At 73.2% G+C, this 15,487-nt stretch carries 25 protein-coding genes; all 25 read right to left on the reverse strand.

All coding sequences use genetic code 11. The features are described from left to right. Window positions 1-287: 287 nt before the first annotated feature. The gene (locus AB0J33_RS28600; protein WP_363617767.1) at window positions 288-566 is read right to left on the reverse strand and encodes a hypothetical protein; all 279 of its coding nucleotides are present in this window, start codon (window positions 564-566) and stop codon (window positions 288-290) included. A 44-nt stretch (window positions 567-610) separates the two neighbouring features. Then, on the reverse strand, window positions 611-2,317 hold the full coding sequence (locus AB0J33_RS28605; RefSeq protein WP_363617769.1) for a terminase family protein: 1,707 nt from the start codon (window positions 2,315-2,317) through the stop codon (window positions 611-613). Beyond that, window positions 2,314-2,616, reverse strand: coding sequence for a hypothetical protein (locus tag AB0J33_RS28610; RefSeq protein WP_363617771.1), 303 nt, complete (start codon window positions 2,614-2,616; stop codon window positions 2,314-2,316). The genes AB0J33_RS28605 and AB0J33_RS28610 overlap by 4 nt, the downstream gene beginning before the upstream one ends. Further along, window positions 2,613-3,230, reverse strand: a complete 618-nt coding sequence (locus tag AB0J33_RS28615) for a hypothetical protein (RefSeq protein ID WP_363617773.1) — start codon at window positions 3,228-3,230, stop codon at window positions 2,613-2,615. Before AB0J33_RS28615 ends, AB0J33_RS28610 begins: the two co-directional genes overlap by 4 nt. Before the next feature lie 36 nt (window positions 3,231-3,266). Next, window positions 3,267-4,517 (reverse strand): hypothetical protein, encoded by a 1,251-nt coding sequence (locus tag AB0J33_RS28620; protein WP_363617775.1) that lies wholly within the window; start codon window positions 4,515-4,517, stop codon window positions 3,267-3,269. 62 nt (window positions 4,518-4,579) lie between these two features. Further along, on the reverse strand, window positions 4,580-5,542 hold the full coding sequence (locus AB0J33_RS28625) for a peptidoglycan-binding protein (RefSeq protein WP_363617777.1): 963 nt from the start codon (window positions 5,540-5,542) through the stop codon (window positions 4,580-4,582). Next, window positions 5,542-5,907: a hypothetical protein gene (locus AB0J33_RS28630; protein WP_363617779.1), complete on the reverse strand. Its 366-nt coding sequence runs from the start codon at window positions 5,905-5,907 to the stop codon at window positions 5,542-5,544. The genes AB0J33_RS28625 and AB0J33_RS28630 overlap by 1 nt, the downstream gene beginning before the upstream one ends. A gap of 528 nt (window positions 5,908-6,435) precedes the next feature. Continuing rightward, complete coding sequence (locus AB0J33_RS28635) at window positions 6,436-7,380, reverse strand: hypothetical protein (protein ID WP_363617781.1); 945 nt, start codon at window positions 7,378-7,380, stop codon at window positions 6,436-6,438. Continuing rightward, entirely contained in the window at window positions 7,377-7,904 is a 528-nt protein-coding gene (locus AB0J33_RS28640) for a hypothetical protein (RefSeq protein ID WP_363617783.1), read from the reverse strand. The genes AB0J33_RS28635 and AB0J33_RS28640 overlap by 4 nt, the downstream gene beginning before the upstream one ends. Before the next feature lie 25 nt (window positions 7,905-7,929). Then, window positions 7,930-8,520: a hypothetical protein gene (locus AB0J33_RS28645; RefSeq protein ID WP_363617785.1), complete on the reverse strand. Its 591-nt coding sequence runs from the start codon at window positions 8,518-8,520 to the stop codon at window positions 7,930-7,932. After that, window positions 8,517-10,052, reverse strand: coding sequence for a hypothetical protein (locus tag AB0J33_RS28650; RefSeq protein WP_363617787.1), 1,536 nt, complete (start codon window positions 10,050-10,052; stop codon window positions 8,517-8,519). Before AB0J33_RS28650 ends, AB0J33_RS28645 begins: the two co-directional genes overlap by 4 nt. Before the next feature lie 29 nt (window positions 10,053-10,081). Next, a complete protein-coding gene (locus AB0J33_RS28655; RefSeq protein WP_363617789.1) occupies window positions 10,082-10,420 on the reverse strand; it encodes a hypothetical protein in 339 nt (112 codons plus the stop codon). Between the two features lie 6 nt (window positions 10,421-10,426). After that, window positions 10,427-11,020 carry a hypothetical protein gene (locus AB0J33_RS28660; protein WP_363617791.1) on the reverse strand — a complete coding sequence of 198 codons (594 nt, stop codon included), beginning with the start codon at window positions 11,018-11,020 and terminating at the stop codon, window positions 10,427-10,429. A gap of 44 nt (window positions 11,021-11,064) precedes the next feature. Further along, window positions 11,065-11,517 carry a hypothetical protein gene (locus tag AB0J33_RS28665; RefSeq protein WP_363617792.1) on the reverse strand — a complete coding sequence of 151 codons (453 nt, stop codon included), beginning with the start codon at window positions 11,515-11,517 and terminating at the stop codon, window positions 11,065-11,067. After that, window positions 11,514-11,996, reverse strand: a complete 483-nt coding sequence (locus tag AB0J33_RS28670) for a hypothetical protein (RefSeq protein ID WP_363617794.1) — start codon at window positions 11,994-11,996, stop codon at window positions 11,514-11,516. Before AB0J33_RS28670 ends, AB0J33_RS28665 begins: the two co-directional genes overlap by 4 nt. Beyond that, complete coding sequence (locus AB0J33_RS28675; protein WP_363617796.1) at window positions 11,993-12,499, reverse strand: hypothetical protein; 507 nt, start codon at window positions 12,497-12,499, stop codon at window positions 11,993-11,995. The genes AB0J33_RS28670 and AB0J33_RS28675 overlap by 4 nt, the downstream gene beginning before the upstream one ends. Continuing rightward, window positions 12,457-12,765: a hypothetical protein gene (locus tag AB0J33_RS28680; protein ID WP_363617798.1), complete on the reverse strand. Its 309-nt coding sequence runs from the start codon at window positions 12,763-12,765 to the stop codon at window positions 12,457-12,459. Before AB0J33_RS28680 ends, AB0J33_RS28675 begins: the two co-directional genes overlap by 43 nt. Next, window positions 12,762-13,313, reverse strand: a complete 552-nt coding sequence (locus AB0J33_RS28685) for a hypothetical protein (RefSeq protein ID WP_363617800.1) — start codon at window positions 13,311-13,313, stop codon at window positions 12,762-12,764. Before AB0J33_RS28685 ends, AB0J33_RS28680 begins: the two co-directional genes overlap by 4 nt. After that, a complete protein-coding gene (locus AB0J33_RS28690; RefSeq protein ID WP_363617802.1) occupies window positions 13,310-13,576 on the reverse strand; it encodes a hypothetical protein in 267 nt (88 codons plus the stop codon). Before AB0J33_RS28690 ends, AB0J33_RS28685 begins: the two co-directional genes overlap by 4 nt. 11 nt (window positions 13,577-13,587) lie before the next feature. After that, window positions 13,588-13,935 (reverse strand): helix-turn-helix transcriptional regulator, encoded by a 348-nt coding sequence (locus AB0J33_RS28695; protein ID WP_363617804.1) that lies wholly within the window; start codon window positions 13,933-13,935, stop codon window positions 13,588-13,590. Beyond that, entirely contained in the window at window positions 13,932-14,120 is a 189-nt protein-coding gene (locus tag AB0J33_RS28700; protein ID WP_363617806.1) for a hypothetical protein, read from the reverse strand. Before AB0J33_RS28700 ends, AB0J33_RS28695 begins: the two co-directional genes overlap by 4 nt. Then, window positions 14,117-14,383, reverse strand: coding sequence for a hypothetical protein (locus tag AB0J33_RS28705; RefSeq protein WP_363617808.1), 267 nt, complete (start codon window positions 14,381-14,383; stop codon window positions 14,117-14,119). The genes AB0J33_RS28700 and AB0J33_RS28705 overlap by 4 nt, the downstream gene beginning before the upstream one ends. Then, window positions 14,380-14,571, reverse strand: coding sequence for a hypothetical protein (locus AB0J33_RS28710; protein WP_363617810.1), 192 nt, complete (start codon window positions 14,569-14,571; stop codon window positions 14,380-14,382). Before AB0J33_RS28710 ends, AB0J33_RS28705 begins: the two co-directional genes overlap by 4 nt. Then, window positions 14,568-15,332, reverse strand: a complete 765-nt coding sequence (locus AB0J33_RS28715) for a DUF6283 family protein (RefSeq protein WP_363617812.1) — start codon at window positions 15,330-15,332, stop codon at window positions 14,568-14,570. Before AB0J33_RS28715 ends, AB0J33_RS28710 begins: the two co-directional genes overlap by 4 nt. After that, complete coding sequence (locus AB0J33_RS28720) at window positions 15,329-15,478, reverse strand: hypothetical protein (protein ID WP_363617814.1); 150 nt, start codon at window positions 15,476-15,478, stop codon at window positions 15,329-15,331. Before AB0J33_RS28720 ends, AB0J33_RS28715 begins: the two co-directional genes overlap by 4 nt. Window positions 15,479-15,487: the final 9 nt, after the last annotated feature.

The following is a 15,487-nucleotide window of genomic DNA, read 5'->3' on the forward strand; positions in this document are numbered from 1 at the left end:
CCAGGACAGAAGATCGGTGACGCGGTACTGAAGAGCGGTGTCGTCCCTACTGAACGCCCGCGTCACCGCCGCTGAAGTGCGGCTGGCGCTCAACAGTGATCCTCTCGGTACATCAGCGTGAATCGTTACGCACAAAAAGCCGAATTATGGTGTGTCCGGCGACGGTCGCTCATCGCCACACCCGCGCTTGGTGCAGCCCTCGACGCAGCGCATCGGGTTGTTGCCGTCCATGTCTTCGACGTCGTGCATCAACATCAGGTGTCCACACGCGCACAGATCCCAAGGGCTCATAGCAGCCGCCCGTCGACGACATCGGCCGGCGGCCGGTCGTGCTCGCCGGCGGGGCAGCGGCACCCGTCGACCGGCCCCCACGACGGGCACGCGGTCGTCACGCCGGCCCGGTGCTCGCATGGGTCGTTGAGCGCCGGCGCGTCGCAGCCCGGGCCGCAGCGGTCCGGGTCGTGCCAGCGCGGCACCCACCCCCGGCACTGGTCGCAGCGTAGGTACGGGTCGGCGAACGTGATCAGTACGTGCGTACGGGTATGCGTACGGGTGATCGTGGCCATGCGTTCCCCCTGGTCGTGAGCCCGAATAATATTCCTGCCCCCGATCAGCCGGGGTAGCCGCGACCGGGCTGCGGTCGCGGCCGCCGGTTGATCCGGGGGGTCGTGGCCACCCGACCGGGTGTCTGCTCGCGCACCGGCGCCGGCGACGACCGGCCGGCGACCTGCGAGCGACTCACGGCCGCCGGCGATTGGATGCCCGACTCGCTGCCCGTCGGCGGCCGCAGCACCGACCACGCGAGGTGCACCGACGCATCGATGCGCCCGGGCGACTCCTTGTCGGTCGGCTGCCACGTCGCCCACTCCTTTTCGAGGTCGAGCAGCTCGGCCGCCGTGCGGATACGGTCGGTCGTCCACTGCACCGCGATCGGCTCGGCCCGCAACAGCTTGCCCCGGCGGGCGTGCACGGTCACGATGCGCGGCCGGGGCCGGGCGAAGCGGGGGTTCGACTTGCGGTACGCGGCCGAGCGCCGCGCCGCCGGCGTGTCCGGTAGCCCGAGCGCGGTCAGCTCGGCGCGGCGCAGCTCGTGCCATGCCGCTTTCAGGACGTACGACGCCTGGTCGCCGCCGTAGTTGATCTCGACGACGAACCGGTCGGCGTCGGTGTCGACGGCGAGTTCACACGCGCGCTTGCCCCAATCGGCAGCCGAGAGCACGTCGGATCGGTCGTGCGTGAGGTACAGCCGGTCGTCGTCGCCGAGCCACCCGGCGACGATGCCGGCGACGTCGCGGCCGCCGCCGGACGGGTCGACCGCGACGGCCTTGATCACGGGCGTCGCGGTGACCTTGCGGGGCAGCTTGTACCAACGCTGCCCGCGTAGCTGCGCCTCGGTCAGCAGCGCGCCGGCGGCCGGCTGCGGGTCGCACTGATACAGGCTCGACCAGTCGCGCAGTCGGTTCGAGCGGCGTCGGCCTTCCCAGTGGCGCAGCAGCGCCTCGCGGTCACCCGGTTTGATCTTGGGATGGGGCAGCGGGTCGCCGAGCTGCCGGCCGAGCGGGTCGTTTGCCTGGTCGGTGCACAGCGCGGGCATGACGACGACGCGCCAGCGGCCGCCGGCGGTCGTGCGCCCCTCGCGCTCGACGACGCGGCCGGCGATGTCGTCGGCGTGCCAACGCGTCATGATGATCACGATCGGGGCGTCGGGCGCCATGCGCGACTCAATGTCGGCCATGAGCCAGTCGTCGACAGCATCGCGGCGCTTGATCGACTCGGCGTCGGCGCGCGACTTGTGCGGGTCGTCCACGAACACGACGTCACCCGGGTTGCCCGTGATGCCGGCGGCGATGCCGACCGACTTGAGCCCGCCACCGGTGGTCAGCGACCAGTCCGACTTACTGCGGTCGCCGGGTTCGAGCACGAGCCCGTACCGCTCGCCGTACAGCTCGACGAGCTTACGCACCGCGACGCCGCGTTTCGTGGCCAGCACGGTCCCGTACGAACCGATGATCACCCGGTGCCCGGGGTGCTTGCACAGCCACCAGAACGCGGCCCACACGACGGCCGTGACGGTCTTGCCGACCTGCGGCGGCGTCGAGATCAGCAGCCGGTCGAACTCGCCAGCCTCCAACGCGGCGATCTCGCGGCCGATGACGTTGACGTGCCGCCGGCGCACATAGCTCGGCGAGAGGTGCCGGGCGAGGGTCGTCGGCGTCGCGAGCGCCTCGACGTCGTTCGCCCGGCGTAGCGCCTCGATCTCGGCGATCAGCTCGGCGTCGGTCATCTGCCCCGGCGGCCGCAGCGATACGGCGCTCACGGTGACCGCTGGCAGCGCGCGTACAGCTCGCCGTGAGCGGCGATGAACTCGTGCCGGGGGTCGTCCGTCGGCACGGCCCGGGCGCACATGCGGCACGGCACCGGTACGCCGGCCGTCAGCGGGTCGGCCGGACCGTCGGGCAGCTCGGCTAGCTGTTCCTCGTACCGCGCCCGCAGCGCGGCATACAGCCGGTCGCGGGCATCCATCGCGAGACGCGTCGCCTCGGCCCGCCGCCCGAGCGCCACGGCGTACGCGCGCCGCGCCTGGTCGACGCGCTGTGCCGCCGTGGCGTTCGTCATGCCTCATCCTCGTCGTCACTGTCGGGTGGGGCGGCCGCGCGGCGGCCGACCTCGGCGGCGAGCTGCGCGAGCCGCTGCCGGCGTTCCTCCGGTGTGAGGCGCCCGAGGTCGTCGACGAGCATCGGCCCGCCGCCCGGGCCGGTGACGGCCACGGTGTCGACGGGCATGCCGAGCGCCGTCGACTCGATCTGAAACGCGATCTTGAAGAACCGCACGACGTCGAGCGCGCTGAGATCATCGTCTTTGAGCTTCTCTAACCCTGCCTTGGCTTTCGTCACGAGCGACCCACTGATCGACCGGTACCGCTGGATAAGGTCGCGGCGCTGCTCGACGAGCCGCTCGGCCTCGATCCTCGACTGCTCGCGGTCGAACGCCCCGCACCGCTCGACCCACCGGTACCGAGCCGACAGCGACCGAATGTAGACGCGGGCGGCCGTCGAGCGGGTCGCCGGGTCGCCGAGGGTGGTAAGGATTTCGGCGACTTGTGTAAGGGTGCGAGCGCGCCCGAGTTCGAGGTACGTCCGGAACCGGCTGTACATCAGGTCGGACTCGGCCGGCTGTTGCTCCCACGGGTCGCGGCCGCTCGACAGTGCGATCGGTGGTCTGTGCGTCACCTGGTGCCCCCCGTCCGGTGTCGCTGGTGCGGGTCGCTATCGCGGCAGCGCGCCGTCGTCGTACGCGGCGACGAATCGCTCGGGGTCGGCGACGCCGGCGGCGGCGAGCCCGGGCCGCAGGTGGTCGACCGTGACGTCGGCGGCCGCCCGTCGCGACTGGTCGGCGAGCACCCGCTCGCGGTCGTGCCCGCACGGGCCGGTCGGGCATTTGCAGATCGCCTCGGTCGGTTTGGCCGGACCGGGCTGCACGTCGGCGGGCGCCGGGCGCACGGTGTTACGCCAGAGCCCGGCGCCGACCTCGACCAGCTCGCCGGCGAGGGTGCCGTCGGCGAGCGCGGCGTCGAGGCGCCGGCGCAGGTCGGCGGGCACGTGCTCGCGTTGAAAGTTGAGCGGCTGACCGGTGAGCCATGCGTCGGCGAGCGCGTGCACGTACGCGGGCGCCTGGTCGTCGTACGGGGTGCCGGGCAGCGCGCCCGGGTACGGGGGCGTGCAGTGCGCCGACTCGCCGCAGTAGACGCCGGCCGTGTGGTACTCGTCGACCGGCTCGGGCGTCGGCTCGGTTGCCTCGCGTGCGTCGGCGTCACGGGCGAGGGTCGTGCCGGTTAGGAACGCGGCGGCACGGGCGACGCCCCATGGTCCCCACCGGCGGCCGAGGTCGGCGAGCCCGTCGATCAATCGGCCGTCGTAATCGTCGTCGGCGCGCAGCTCGTCGACGAGCTGCTGCGCTCGGCACGGCTGGTCGGCGGCCGCGTCACCCTTCTCGGGCCCGTCGGGTGCGGTGCCGGCCGGCGCCCCGATGTACTGCTCGCAGCCGGGGGCGTAGGTGTGCCCCTCGCTGCACGCGGGTGTGCAGCCCTCGCGGCGGGGCATGACGACGGCGCCGGTGATGCCGGCCAGCACCATGAACGACACGGCCGGGTACAGCTCGGCGAGGGTGGTCGCGGCGCGTTCGGCGGTGTCGGTGTCGTCGTGGGGCATGAGCATGAGCAGCTCGTCGCCGTGCTCGACGCGGACGACGGCGACGCCCGGGCGGGCGAGCAGCTCGTCGAGGTCGGCGCGGGTCGCGGGTTGCTCGGCGTCGAATCGGATGCTCGGGCCGGCGATGCCGAGCGGCATCGCGAGGTGCGGCCCTGTCGTGTCGTCGCGTACGCACTGCCAGTCGCGCGGCAGGTCGGGCCGGTCGGGGTTCGCGGTGCGGTACGCGGCGAGCTGCTGCTCGGCGGCACGGCGTACCGACGTCGGTGCGGCGGCGCGGCAGCGGGTCGGTTGGATTGTTCGGTCGGTCATGGTTCCCCCTGTGTGGTGCGGCCGGGCGCCCCGGTGGGGGTCGGGGCGCCCGGCCGGGTCGGTCAGGACTTGCGGCGGGCGATCAGGGTCGCCCAACTGTGCCCGCCGGCGATGCGGTCGGCGGCGATGCCGTACTCGCGTTGCTCGGCGTACAGGGCGCCGTCGGTCGCGGGCCCGAAATCGCCGTCGATCTTGATGGCGCGGCCGTTCGCGACGAGTAGCCCTTGCAGGGTGCGTACCGGGGTGCCCTTGCTGCCCTTGCGCAGGGTCGGCAGGTCGCCGGGCGTGGTCGCCTTGCGGGCGAGTGTGAACGTCGACCAGGTGTGCAGACCGATCACGCTGTCGGCAGTGATGCCGTACTCGCGCTGCTCGGCCTTGACGGCGGCAGCCGTGGCGGACCCGAAATCGCCGTCGATCTTGATGCTGCGGCCGCGTGCGACGAGCAGGCCCTGCGCGTTGCGGACGTAGTTACCCTTGCTGCCCTTGCGCAGGGTCGGCAGGTTCCGCACGGCGGCGATCTCGGCCGGTGCGGCGGGTTTCGGCGGCGCCGGCGCGGCCGGTGGTTTGGTGCCCGCCCGCCAGTCGAGCAGGTGCAGATCGGTACCGGGGCGGGCGATGACGTCGCGTTTGCAGCCGAGGTGACTGTGCGTCTTGTGTCCGCTGCCGGTGTAGATCCGGGGTACCCAGTTGTGCCACTCGGCCCAGTAGAGGACAGGCTTACCAGCGGGCTGGCCGATGATCTCGCAGAGCCCGGGCCGGCGGCCGGCGGTCGCCTGCGCCACGGTGTAGACGAGCCAGTCGCGCGAGTGTGCGAAGTCCATGCCGACATCGATGCCGGCTGCCCACGACGGGTTTCCTTTGCCGTAGCGCAACGAATAGTCGCCGGCCCGGGTGGCGCAGCCGGCCATGTGGAACCCGGTCTTGTGGTTTTGGTCGCCGCAGCAGCCGAGAAACGTGCCGCCGAGTGCCCGCAGCCGGTCGCGTTCGAGCGCGAGCGCCGGCGGCGTCGAGCAGGTGCACGCCATCACGCCCCCTCGACGGTCTGCGTGGGCTGTTGCTTGCCGAGGAACTTGCCGCCGGCGGCGCGCGCCGGCGGCTGGTCGACGTCGGGTACGTACACGTCGGCCGGGTCGACGGTGGCGCCCGGGGCGAGCGCGTGCTCGCCGGTGCGGGCGCCGTCGGGGTCGCTGCCGGGCGGTGTCTCGCCGGCGGCGACGGGCGGTGTGGAGTTCGGGTCGTCGAGTGGGTTGAGCCCGTCGGTCGCGGCGGCGAGCTGCGCGGCGAGGTCGTCGTCGACGTATACCTCGCCGGTCCACTGCTCGGGGTCGGCGTTGCCCGGGTCGGGCGTTGGGGCGTCAGCCGGTTCGGGTGGCTTCTGCTGGTCGGTCATGGTTCCCCCGTCGTCGTGCGCGGTGCGCGGTGCGCGGTGCGCTAGCGCGACGGAAGGAAACACGGTCCGCGTACCTGGTGAGCACATCGACCCACATCGGTACCGGTGACCGGCTGTGACGCGGCGCCCCGTTTCCCCCCGTCACAGTGATCACGATAGCGCTCGCTGCCTGCGTGGGGGGTCGTCCACTATGCCCGGCCGATCGGTCAGTCAGTCACGGCCGCGTGGCTGACTGCGCTCGGTGACCGGCGGGCGGGTATCGTCGGCGACGCGAACGTGAGGCACGGGGGGAGACTCGGGCCCGTTCGGTGAGCGGCTTGATCCGTCACGGCGTTAGGGGTGTCGCCGAGGTCGGGGGGCAGCTCACCGAGCGGGGCCCGGCGTGACGACACGACGCGGCGGCGGCCGGCGGCACCTACCTCGGGGGAGAGGTGCCGCCGGCCGTTTCGTGTGTGGACAGCACGAGGGGCCCGCCGCTGGTTGTGCCAGCGCGGACCCCTCGATTCCTGTCCACCTTCACCTGTGACGCTACCCGACCGGCGCCGCCTCGGGCAGTGACGCGCCGGGCTGCGGGCCGTCGACGAGCAGCACGACGACGACCTCGTGCACGGGGCGGCCGGTCAGGTCAGCCACCCACGCGGCGGCGGCCTGCTCGACGTCGGTCGGGTTGTCGGCGCCGTCGACGCCGAACGTGTCGCCGACTGCTCGGCCGTCGTACGGGTGCTCGGCGCCGAGCACGCCGTCGATCCGGATCGACCAGCCGCCGAGCTGCGTGCGGGTCGCGCGTCCGGTGTAGAGCACCCGCTGCGGCTGCTCGACGCCGAGGCTGCCCCGACCCACCATGCACGCGTGCGCGGCGACGAGCAGCCACGCGGCGCCCGCTTGCGGGGCGATCGTGCACACGAGGTCCGGTGCGCGTCCGGGGTAGGCGACGAACTCGACCAGGGGCGGCCGGGCAGCGTCGTCGACGGGCGCGGTCCCGCGTACCAGCGGTACCGGGTCGGGCAGCCGGGTCGGCGGGTCGGCGTACCCGGTGATCGTCGACCCGGTGTCCGGGTCGTCGGTGGCCAGGGTGACGCGGTGCCCGGTCGAGGTCGCGTGAATCGCCGCCCACCGGTCACGCGATGACTCGTCGCGAAACGGCAACTGGCCAATGTCGCACGGCCGGCAGACCGCGAGGTACCGGGGCGCGGGCTCGACGACGCCGACCGGTGCGGCCTGGCCGAACAGCTCGACCGATACGGCGGGGCCGAGGTCGGCGGGCTCGTCGACGTCGTGCGGCTCGTGCCCCGGGGTCGGCGGCGCGGGCTGCCATGGCTCGGCGTAGGTGCGGCCGTCGTACACGATCCGGCTGTCGCTGCGCTGCGACGGCACGCGGCTCGACGCTGGCTCGTCGCCGGGCAGGTGCGCGGTCACGATCTCGCGGGCGGGCTCGGCGTCCGCGTCGACGTCGGCGTGCGGGTTGTCGCTCACTCGGCGGGCGCCTGGTCGTCGACGGTAATCAGCAGCGTCGCGCGGGCGGTGTAGCCGGTTCCGCCGGCGTTGAGCAGCCGCCCGTCGACCTGGACGGCCGGCGTCGGCATCACGGTTGTGTAGGAGCGCCATGATTGCCCGGTGGCCAGCCGATAGCGCAGCGAGAGTGACGCGTCGTTGTCGCCGGTGAGGCGCACGATCTGCACCCGGTCGGGCTGCACGGTCACCAGCTCGATATCCGGGTCGGGCTCAACCGGGTCGGGAGCGGCCGCGAGCACGGCGAGCAGGCCGCCGGCGGTCGGCGGTTCGGGCTGCGCTTTCCACGCCGACCAGGCGATGACTTCGCGGGGAAACGCGACGGTCAGCCGTTCCCGGTCGCTCGGGGTGGTCTGCGCGCTGTCGATCAGTTCAAGTACCTCAGCGGTGAAGCTGCCCGACTGGGCGCCGAGGAACAGTCCGAGGTCGTCGAGCGCGGCGACCTGATCCTCGGGAGCGAGCGCGATTGGGTATCCGGTCCAATCCATGTCGGAATCCTGACTGTCGAGGGGGTTAGGCGGCCGGGCGCCGATGGTCAGCGAGCGTAGCGACTACGGCCCGGGCGCGGGGGGCGTCGATCCCGATCACGCCGACCAGGGCGCGGAGGTACCCGGCGTCGAGGTCGACGACGGCGAGCGCGTCGAGCACGTGTCCGGCGTGCTGCCGCGCGCTGGCCGGTTTCCACTGCGCGAGGAACTGCGGCTCACGCGCCGACCGACCGTGCACATGCACGTGCACGAACGGATGCCCGGACACCTCCGAGACGATCGGCGTGAACGTCAGGGGTGCCGTCGCGGCGTCGTTCAACGGCGGCCGGTCGGGGCGGAGATCCTTGATGATCACCTCGCCGACGACCTCACGCGACAGCCCGCGCGAGGTGAGCTGCCGCAAGATCGCCGCGTCGTACTCGGCCCGGGCCGCCGCGTCATACACGGTGGCCACGTAGGCGAGCGCCCGGTCGCGGTCGAGCGCGAACGACCAGTCGCCGTCCGCGTGTACCTCGACGACGAACGTCCCGTCGGCGGCGACCCCGGACTCGACCCACACGGCCCGGTCGCGGGCCATGGGGTCGGCCGGTCGCTGCCGGCGTGGCTTGCGGCTCACCGGTCGCTCGCGGGGCGCAGGTTGCGGGCGCCGGCGACGAACAGGTGCAGCGGGGCCGCGCCCATGACGGGCGTACCGTCGGGCAGCCGCACCAGCACGAGCGCCTGCCCCGGCCCGTCGACGTCGGCGAACCGGCTGCCGACCCGCTCGACCTGCCCGCAGATCGTGCCCGCCTGGTCGACGTCCGGCCACCCGTCGGCGGGCAGCAGCGGCGACACGGTGAGCTGACCGGACACGGGCGCCGGCGGCGGCGGCGAGCACGGTGCCGCGCCGGCGTCGGTGATCCCATCGATCGGGCTGAACAGGGTGACGTGGCACCGTCCGCACCACGAGTCGACGCCCGGGCCGTCGTCGGCCGGCGGGAACTCGGGCCGCTGCGACCACTGCGGTTGGTGCGTGGCGTGCACCTCGAACCGGCGCGCGGGCGCCTGGTCGACGCGCTGCTCGGCGTCGATCGCGGCGAGCACGGCCGAGGTGATCCTGCGCCGCTCGGTCAGCGTCGCGAACCGGCCGACGTCCGCGAGTCCGGCCCCGAGGGCGTTCAACGCCACGGCGTACCGGTTCGCGCGGGCGGCGCGGGCGGCGTCGATGAGCTTCTCTGTGTCCTCTTCGGCGGCCGTGCCGTCGAGGTACGACAGCACGGCCCGCGCCATGTCGCGCACCCCCTGGTTGTAGCCCTCGCCGCGTTCGGACAGCCCGGGGCCCCGAAAGATCGGCGGCGGCTGATCCTTGTACCCATCGCACAGCCGGCGTGCGTGCTCGGCACGCTCGACGAGCTGCTCGACAGCGCCGTCGATAGCGTCGTGCAGCCGACGATCGACCTCGGCGTCGGTGACCGTGGCGACCTCGGCGTCGACCCGCGCGGCGAGCCGCTCGGCCGCGCCGACCTCGACCGCATCGCCGCCGGCCGCCTTGACCCGCTGCGGGTCGATCGTGCCGTACCGGGCGAGCAGCGTCTCGAACGCGCTGTGGCTGTCGAGCATCGCGATTGAGGCTTCCGGCCATACAGCCTGGTCGCGGGGCAGCAGCCGCACCTCGCAGACGCGGCCCTCGATGATGTGCCCGGCGTCGTTCTTCTCGTACGGTGCGAGCATGAACGACGGCACCAGGTCGCCGCGTGCGATGTCGCCGGCGACATCGGGGTACCACACGTCGAGAGTGCCCGTCGCGGTGAGCATGGCGTCACTGATGACGACACTCGACACCCTGCCGAGCAGCACGGCCGGGCCGCCGTCGAGCCGGTCGAGGAACAGCGGCAGCGGCGCACGTGCCTCGACCTCGAACGCGGCGTCGAGCTGCCGCCCGTCGACGCCGGGCGATCCGAGGGGCGCGAGCACCGCAGACCATGGCGGCGCCGGCCGGTCGCGCAGGAACACGAGCGGGTCGACGCTACCGGGCAGGTCGGCGTGCCCGCCGGCGTCGGCCTGTTCGGGCGCCGTCGGTGTCGGCCAGTCGTGCGCGTGTTCCGGCAGAGTGCAGATGCGCGAGGCAGGCAGGCAGAACCGGGAGTTCTCAGTGTCGCGGATTTCCATGATCATATCCTTAATGTCGATAATGTACCTTATGTAAAGCTACGTAGCCCCGGCCCGGGGCAGTCCGCCCCCGCGTTGTACTCGCACGTATCGCCCCACACGTGCCCCGCGCACGGGTCGCCGGCGGCGTGCCGGTGCGCGCACCGCAGGCAGACCGGCAGACGATCGGGCTGCACCGGTTCGAGGTCGACGCGCGCCATGCTCGCGGCCGCGAGCGCCCGGTCGATCTCGGCCATGCCGTGACCGAAACAAAACGGCCCTTCGGTATCGGTAACCTCGGTGGACGTCGAGCCCCGGAACACGAGCGCGAACGTCGGCCGCCCGTCGCACCCGCCCCGAGCCGCACGCAGGCACGTCGCCTCGCTCATTCGTCTCTACCTCCCGTCGAACGGTTCGAGCCACACACGCGCCCACGCGCCGAACGCCTGCCGTCGGACGACCTCGGCGCCGTGCCCGAAACAGAACGGCCCCTCTGCGCCGGTGACCTCGCCGGACACCAGCGCACGAGTGACGAGCCGGTACGGCCCCGGACGGCTGCACCCGCCCCGGTCCGCTCGGACGCACGCCGGCGCGTCGGCCTGGTCGACGTCGCCGGCGAGGTTGAGGTGTGACGGGCTGCCGATGCCTGCGCCGCAGTGTGACGCACCCGGGGCCGCGCGGTAGTCGCACGTGTGGAAAACGCGCGTCTCGCCCTGGTCGCCCTTGCTGCGGCGCCCCGGCGGCGGGCCGATCAGCCGGTGCTCGGCGCAGTCACCTCGGCAGACGTGCGGGGTGAACTCGTGCCCGTGCTCGACGTGCCCCCGTTGGGTGAGGTCGCGCACGATCGACTCTCGGTCGCGGCCGCCGGCGATCACGATCGCCAGCCGTCCGCCCCGGTAGCTGTTCATCGGCACGTCGAGCGGCACGTCGAGCGGTTCGCCGGCCGCGAGCCGGGCCGCCTGCTCGTCGTCGAGCGCGAGCAGGTACACGGCCCGATGATCGACAGCGCCAACCGGCCGGAACACGCGGCCCGTCACGCCCGGCCCCCCGGCCCTCGGCAGTGTCCGAGGCAGCACCCGAGCGAGCCGCACGGCGGTTCCGGCTCGTCGAGTACGACAGTCGTCGTCAGCTCGGCGACGACCTCGGCGTACTCGGGATCGCCCGGGCGCAGGTACTCGGCGTCACTGTCCGGCTGGTCGCTGTCGTGCGGCTCGGGCTCGTCGTCGAGCAGCTCGTCGGAGCGCGGGCCGCCGAGTAGCTGCTCGGGTGACGTGATGCCGTCGGCGATCGCCGCGTACGTCGGGTCGACCGCCGACAGCTCGCCGAGCCGCTCGAACAGCCGCACCCGCTCGGGCGCCATCCGGGCGCCGCACTCGGCCGCGTCGGCGCACACGCGGTCGCCGAGGTCGCCGGCAACGAAACACAGCGCGCCGACGTCGACGCCGCCCGGCCCGTACGCCTCGCACTCCCACACGTCGCCGGTCATCGCCGGTCGCCTGCCGGCCGCTGCACAGGCAGATCGAATCGGACGGCGGCGAGCCCGGCGAGCAGCTCGCGGCGACCGGCCAGAACGGCGAGCCGGTCGAGCCCGGGCTCGGTCACCCACTCGCCATCGCCGTACGTACCCGATGGCACCAGAACGACCAGCGCCCGCCGCTCACGCGCAGCGGAGATCCACTGCGGAGTGACCGGGTTCGGTCGGTCGGTGTAGACGCTGGCCGCGCCGGTGGTGATGCGCACCAGGTCGCCGCGCACCACGTCGACCGCGCTCGTCGGCGAGATCGGTGCGACAGCCATATTCCAATCGCGGCCCGTGACCGGCCGGAAACCGACCCGCCGCAGTCGTACGGCGACCTGCTCATGCTGCTCGGGTCTGCCCGGTTGGATGCCGACGACGGGTGTCGATCCCTCGCGGTCGCCGAGCACCGCGAGCAGCCAGAAAGGCTCACCTGATTTCATGGTCATGCCCTTTCATTCGGGGGTCCGATGTGGCGTCGTACGGGGTGCGGGCGCAGCCGCTCGGCGCCACGCCGCCCGTGCCGGCGTAGGTCGAGGCAGCGCATGCCCGGGCCCGCGCCGCAGCCTCGGCAGTGCCGGTCGATCGTGGCCGGGCCGCCGCCGCGTGCGGGCCGGTACACAGCCGGCAGCAGCCCGTCGGCGAGCGCGAGCGCGACCAGCTCGGCGCCGCGCCGCCCATGCCGGCAGCGGGCGATGCCGCGTACGTGCGCCGGCAGCTCGCACCGGCAGACGATCGGGGCGCAGGGGCACCGCTGCACGTCGACGTACCGGGCGATGCCCATGAGCGCGCACGAGCTGCCCTGTTCGACCGCGCTCGCGCAGGCGTCGACCGGGCAGCACCCGCACGCCCGGCACCACACCGGCGCCGCCACGGTGGCCAGCGTCGGCAGCGGCACGTCGTCGACGGTCATGCCGGCTCGGCGGCGTACGGCGACCCGCAGCTCGGGCACGGCTTGACAGCCCGGTCGCGTTCGCAGGCACAGGTCGGGCAGACGTGCTCGACGTCGCCGGCGGCCGCTGGTCGCGGTCGCGGCGCCGACTGCCAGCGCTGCCGGCACGCGGCCCGGTTGCACCGCTGGTCGCCGGGCACCAGCGACGCCCGCCGCCGGTTCTGCACGGGGATCGGCAGCGGCGTGCACGCGGCGAACCCGGTGAGCACGACGTGTTGCCGGCCGCCGTCCGGGCCGGCGCCGAGCAGCAGCTCGCCGGCGCTCACGTCGGACCGCCGTTCGTACGTTCGTTCGATCCCCCGGGTGGGGTTGACTGGCTCGATAGGCTCGCATCCTGCCGCCCCGGCGCCGGCGGTATGGATGCGACAGACGCCGAGACGTCGCCGCCCTCCACGAGTAACCGACTCGGGCCCATCCGCAGGTTGACCAGCGTCTGACCGACGTACCAGTCGGCCACGGTGACCCGCTCGACGAGCGTGCCCTGCGCGAGCATCTCGGCGTATACGGGCAGGTCGTCGACCCACACGGCCGGCAGGAACGCCCCGAACTGCTGCGCGGTCAGGTCGACCACGATCGGCGGCAGGTTGTCGATCCCGGCGACGATCGTGACCGTGTGCACGTAGGCGAGCAGCCCGCGCTCGTGATCGGCCCATCCGATCATCGGCACGGTGTCGACGTGCCCGACGTTGAACTCGCGCAGGGCCACGGTGACAGCGGGCGCGATGGTCAGGCAGTCGCCGTCGCGGGCAGTGCCGGGCATCAGGTTCGGGGCGAGCTGCTCGGCGATGGCGCGTACCTGGTCGACGGTGCTCATGTGCGCCACCGGACCGACACGACGTGCCGCGCGCAGTGGCACGTCTCGCCGGCCGCCTTGGCTTGCTCGCGGCGGGCCCGCGTGCCCCAATGGCAGATGCCCTCCATGCAGTCCCCGCACACGGCCGCGAAGTAGCGCGCGATCAGCGCGGCTTGTACGGGCGTCTCCTGCCCTACTGGCACCCTGATCGCCTCGTCGACGGCCGCGCGGTCGGCGGCCGTCGGGTGCTCGATATCGACGTTCCGAGCGTCGATCTCGTCCATGGTTGTCCCTCTCATCCGAACAGCATCCCTTGCGCGGGTCGCTGCGCTTCGGCCGCGCGGTCGGCGGCCGTGTCGAACGGTTGGCAGCGTGGCTCGCCCTTGCCCGGCCGGGTGCGGTAGCAGATCCAGCCAGTCAGGTCCGGTAGCGGCGGCCCGTAGAAGTAGGCGACGGGCATGCGGGTCAACTCGGCCAGCGCGGCGACTTGCTCGGGCGTCGGCACCAGGGCGCCGGACTCCCACATGTCGACCGCCGGTTCGGCGACGCCACACGCCCGGTCGACCTCGGGACCGTACAGCTCGCGCAGGTTGAGCGCCGCCGTGATGCGGGTCGGCTCGGGCCGCCGCTGCTCGTCGGTCATGGCAGCGTCCGGCGTATCCGCAGCCACAGCTCGAACGCGACGCCGACCAGCACGAGCCCGATGAGCGCGCACACGAGCGCGGCCCGCCACGGCCCGAGCAGCACGGCCAGCACCGCGAACAGGGCGAACGGCGCGACGGCGGCCGCGACGAGCACCCCGTGCACAACGCTGCGGCGCACTCTCATGACGCGTCGCCTCGCGTCTGTCGGGGCACGAGCCGCAGCTCGGGTTCGCCGGCGCGCAGCGGCACGACCTCGCCGCCGCCGTCGCGCTTGACCGTGCGCAGTGGCGCCTGCCCGTTGCCGGCGCAGCCGCGCGGCGCGGCCGCCGTGCGGCCGTGCTTGCCGAGCTTGCCGGTCGTGACGACGGTGCGCTGCCGGGTGCGGCAGACCGGGCACACGCCGTACGTCGCGCCGTCGTTGCGCTGCGGCAGCCTCGCCGCCGTCACGACGCCGCCCCGTGTCGGGGGCAGCCGCACCCGGTCGGCGGTTTCATGCCGAGCCGGGCCGCGTTGCGCCGCTGCTGCCGGTTGCCGCACGGGTCCGCGTCGACGCCGCGCGGCCGCACCGGCAGCGACGTGTCGACCAGCGACGGCGGCCGTCGCGCTACCCACGCGGTGAGCGGACGCACGCTCACCGCTTTCGGCTTTCGATCTTGTCGGCGATCTTGCGGCCGATCTCGCCGCCGGCGGCGGCCGCGCCGGCGGCCGGTGCGGGCAGCGGCTCGGGCTTGTCGTTGGTGTTGTTGCTGCTGGCCATGCCGTGTCTCCCATGCTCGACGATCTCGCCGGCGACCGTATCGCCGTGATCGTCGAGCAGCGGGGCGGCCGCGCCGGGGTCGTCGTACGCGCCGGGGTCGTCGTACCCGAGTTCCCGCAGGATCTCGGCGGCCCGGTCGGCGCCGACGAGCCGCGCGAGCAGCTCGGCCGGTTCCTCGCGGTGGTCGGTGTCGGCGTCGCGGCACGGGCGCAGCGCGTCGTGCGCGGGGTCGACGCCGCCGGCGATGGCCATCGCCCGGTACGACGGGTACAGCTCGTGCCCGCCGTCGTGCACCTGGTCGAGGTCGACGCGCCCGTCGAGCACCTGAACCCGTACGGTCAGGTTGTGCTCGGCGCTGCGCAGCAGGTACCCGGCACAGGTCAGCGGCGCCGCCGGCGTCGACTGGTGACAGCCGAACGGGCGGTCACTCGCGTCGTACGCCGTCTCGGCTGACGCGACGTACGCCTCGGCTGGCCACGCGGCCGCGTTCCCGACGATCCACGGGCAGCCGACGTCGCCGCCGGCGGTCGGCTCGCACGGCCGCCGGCGGTAGCCGGCGCCGCCGCCGACGACGGTGAGTACCTGCGCGTCGACGCCGACGCGGCGCACCTGCTCGACGCGCATGCGGGCGCGGGTCATCGGGGCAGCCTCGAAATCACGCCGAGCGCGACGGCGGCGACGCCGAGTATCAGCGCGATCGCCCCGCGCGGGCCGCCGGCGAGGTCGACCACGGTCGCCGGTACCTGCTTAACGGCCTCGAACGTCTGTACCAGTAGGTCCCACATGGTGAGCGT

This window comes from Micromonospora sp. NPDC049645, assembly GCF_040675155.1.
GTDB lineage: Bacteria > Actinomycetota > Actinomycetes > Mycobacteriales > Micromonosporaceae > Micromonospora.